This is a genomic window from Aeromicrobium sp. PFPM2_SD2, from assembly GCF_057364525.1.
In genome coordinates this window covers 1-3,209 of the sequence record NZ_JBNFNZ010000298.1, presented here as the reverse complement: position 1 = coordinate 3,209, position 3,209 = coordinate 1, and the positions used below count along the sequence as shown (strand labels likewise).

At 74.7% G+C, this 3,209-nt stretch carries 5 protein-coding genes; 4 read left to right on the top strand and 1 reads right to left on the bottom strand.

Annotated elements, in window-relative coordinates:
• The 4 genes from AC2W7G_RS12440 to AC2W7G_RS12425 form a co-directional block, all read left to right on the top strand.
• Nucleotides 1-481, top strand: a 481-nt coding sequence (locus tag AC2W7G_RS12440) for an MFS transporter (RefSeq protein ID WP_485868716.1), incomplete at its 5' end; no start/stop codon positions are given.
• Nucleotides 367-1,461, top strand: coding sequence for an MFS transporter (locus AC2W7G_RS12435; protein ID WP_485868715.1), 1,095 nt, complete (start codon nt 367-369; stop codon nt 1,459-1,461). The genes AC2W7G_RS12440 and AC2W7G_RS12435, both read left to right, overlap by 115 nt.
• Nucleotides 1,458-2,180, top strand: a complete 723-nt coding sequence (locus AC2W7G_RS12430) for a M20/M25/M40 family metallo-hydrolase (RefSeq protein ID WP_485868714.1) — start codon at nt 1,458-1,460, stop codon at nt 2,178-2,180. Before AC2W7G_RS12435 ends, AC2W7G_RS12430 begins: the two co-directional genes overlap by 4 nt.
• Complete coding sequence (locus AC2W7G_RS12425; protein ID WP_485868717.1) at nt 2,129-2,785, top strand: M20/M25/M40 family metallo-hydrolase; 657 nt, start codon at nt 2,129-2,131, stop codon at nt 2,783-2,785. The genes AC2W7G_RS12430 and AC2W7G_RS12425 overlap by 52 nt, the downstream gene beginning before the upstream one ends.
• Here the strand turns inward: AC2W7G_RS12425 and AC2W7G_RS12420 are convergent.
• Nucleotides 2,782-3,209: anti-sigma factor (locus AC2W7G_RS12420; RefSeq protein WP_485868713.1), on the bottom strand; the 428-nt coding region annotated here is incomplete at its 5' end. The genes AC2W7G_RS12425 and AC2W7G_RS12420 overlap by 4 nt on opposite strands.

The window sequence follows — 3,209 nt, the reverse complement described above, 5'->3', positions numbered from 1 at the left end:
CCCCCGCGCCGCGCCCCCCCGCGCCGCGTCCGTGGGCGCCGGCCTCGTGGGGGCGCTGGTCTTCGTGGAGCTGGTCAGCGGGTTCCTGCAGGGCTACTACACGCCGCTGGCCACCGACGTGGCCCGCCACCTGGGCATCAGCGACGGCGACGTCAACTGGCTGGAGGCGGCGCAGCTGCTCGTCTCGGCCCTGGTCGTCCCGGCGCTGTCCAAGCTGGGCGACCTGGTCGGGCACCAGCGGCTGCTGCTGGTCGCGGCGGTGGTCACCGCCGTCGCCACGTGGGGCATCGCGCTGTCGACCAGCTTCGCGGCCTACCTGGTCTTCTGGGCCTGCAGGGCGTCTTCACCGTCTGGCTCCCGCTCGAGGTGGCGCTCATCTACCGGCGCAGCCTGGGCATGCCCGACCGGGCGGCCGCCACCCGGCGCGCGACCGGCGTCATCGTCGCCGCGCTGGAGGCCGGCGCGATCGCCGGTGCCCTGAGCGCGGGCGTCTTCACCGGCCTGTTCGACTCGCTGTGGCTGGTGCTGGCCGTGCCCGCGGTGCTGACGACGGCCGTGGTCGTCGTCGTGCACCTGTGCGTCGAGAGCGAGCACGAGCGCACCGAGGGCGTCCTGGACGCCGCGGGGCTCGCCCTGGTCAGCGTCAGCCTGCTCGCGGTGACCGGTGGGCTGTCGCTCGTCCGGCTGGTCGGCGCGGACTCGCCGTGGCCGTGGCTGGCGATGGTGCTCGGCCTGGCCGTGCTCGTGCCGTTCGCGCGGCACGAGCTGCGCACCGCCGACCCGCTCATCGACCTGCGCGTGATGCGACGTCCGGCGATGTGGCCGGTGCAGGCCACCGCGCTGCTCTTCGGCGTCAGCGTGCTGGGCGCGCAGATCCCGCTCTCCACGTTCGCCCAGACCGACCCGGAGGAGTACGGGTTCGGCCTCGGGCTGGACTCCTCGAGCGTCGCCCCGATCATCGGCGGCTACGTGCTCAGCCTGCTGGTCGGCGCGCTGCTGTTCGGCCCGGTCTCGCAGGCGATCGCCCCGCGGGCCTGCCTCATCGGCGCCACGTCGCTGGTGGCGGTCGGCTACGGCGCGCTCGTCCCGCTGCACGACAGCGTCGCCCAGGTGCTGGCCTGCATCGTCGTGGCCGGCATCGGCTCTGGAGCCCTGGTCGCGGCGCTCCCCGGCCACGGCCGCGGCCGCGGCGCCCGAGGGCCGCACGGCGTCGCGACCGGTCTCACCAACACGGCCAAGACGATCGGCGGCTCGTTCGCGTCCTGCGTCTTCGGCGTCGCGCTGGCGGTCGAGGTGGGCGCCGCACCCGACCACACGGCCGGCTCGCTGTCGGGCTACTACACCGTCTGGATCGTCTGCTCGGCCACCGCGGTCGTCGCCACCGTGCTGCTGCTGTTCGTGCCACGGCTCGCCTTCGCCGACCCCGAGCCGGTCGACGCGACGCCGGAGGTCCTGCGATGACGGACCGGACGACCACGACCAGCACGGCGGCGGCCCACCTGGCCGAGCTCATCTCGTGCCGCACCGTCTCGGCGCCCGACGAGCGCGACGAGGCCGAGTTCGTGCGCTTCCGGGAGACGTTCGCCCGGCTGTACCCGCTCCTGCACGAGCGCCTCGAGCTGACCATGGTCGGCGGCTCGATGCTGTTCCGCTGGGCCGGACGCTCCGCCGAGCAGCCCCTCGTGCTCATGGCGCACTACGACGTCGTGCCCGCGCCGGCCGAGCAGTGGCGCCGCGACCCGTTCGACGGCGCCGTCGTCGACGGGGCGGTCTGGGGCCGCGGGGCGCTGGACGACAAGGGCCACCTCGTGGCGGTGGCCGAGGCGGTCGAGCGGATGCTGGCCGAGGGCCTGGTCCCCGAGCACGACGTCTACCTGTCGTTCGGTGACGACGAGGAGGTGTTCGGCGACGGCGCCGGACGCGTGGTCGACCACCTCGAGGCCGCCGGCGTCCGGCCGTGGCTGGTCAACGACGAGGGCGGCGCGGTCGTCGAGGGCGCCTTCCCCGGCGTCAAGGGACCGACCGCGATGATCGCCATCGTCGAGAAGGGGACGGTCGACGTGGAGCTCGTCGCCCGCGGCGCGGGCGCCACGCCTCGACGCCCCGCGCCGACGGGGCGACGGCGCGGCTGGCCCGGGCGATCGTCCGGCTGGAGGAGAACCCGGCGCCGGCCCGGCTGAGCGAGCCCGTCGTGGAGATGATGCGTCACCTGGCCGACCTGACCCCGGCTCCCGTGGGCGCCGTGCTGCGCCGGGTCGACAAGGTCAACCGGCCGATGGCGGCCCTGTTGAGCCGGCTCGGCCCCGAGACCAACGCCATCGCCCGCACGACGATGGCGGTCACCCGGCTGTCCGGCAGCCCGGCGTCCAACGTCCTGGCCCAGGAGGCGCGCGCGACGGTGAACGTGCGGCTCGCCGTCGGCGACACGATCGACCAGCTGACCGCCCGGCTGGAGTCGCTGCTCGGCGGGCTGGACGTGGAGATCGCGTCCGCCCGCGGCGCCAACCCGCCGCCCGTCTCGCGCACCGACAACGACGCGTTCGCGCACCTGGGCGCCGTCATCGTCGAGACGCTCGGCGGGGCCGCGCCGGTGCCGTACGTGCAGACCGGTGGCACCGACAGCCGGCACTTCACACGGATCAGCGACGCGGTCTACCGGTTCAGCCCGTTCGACATGACCCGCGAGCAGCGCGACGCGATCCACGCCGCCGACGAGCACCTGCGCGTCGACAGCCTGGAGCGCGGCATCGCGTTCTTCCGGCGGCTGATCGCCACCCACACCTAGGCGCCGGGCGTCTCCACGAGGGCGATCGGGTCCGAGGAGGGACCGTCGGAGCCGCCGGCGGGCTCGACCGTCAGGGCCACCGCCGACACCTCGTCGACGCCCTCCATGAGGTGGGTGCCGACGCGCCCGTGCTCGTCGCGCGGCACGACGCCGGCGCTGACCATCTCGTCGCCGACCTGCGTCCACATCTGGTAGTCGTGCTCCTCGTCCAGGGCGGGGAGCTGCGACAGCACCATGACGGCCCGGTCGGTGCGCGGGGAGACGACGACCTTCACGATGCCGCCGCCCTTGACCGGCGCGGTCGCGAACGTGGCGTCGGGGGCGCCGAGCACCTCGTCGAGCTCGGACCGCTGCACGCGCAGCTGCTCGGCGTCGCGGTGCTGGTCGACGGCGTAGACGGTCACGCCGCCCAGCACGGCCGCGG

What these genes read in the sequence shown, in the direction of transcription:
- AC2W7G_RS12430 (WP_485868714.1), top strand. Translation starts at nt 1,458, where the DNA reads ATGACGGACCGGACGACCACGACCAGCACGGCGGCGGCCCACCTGGCC.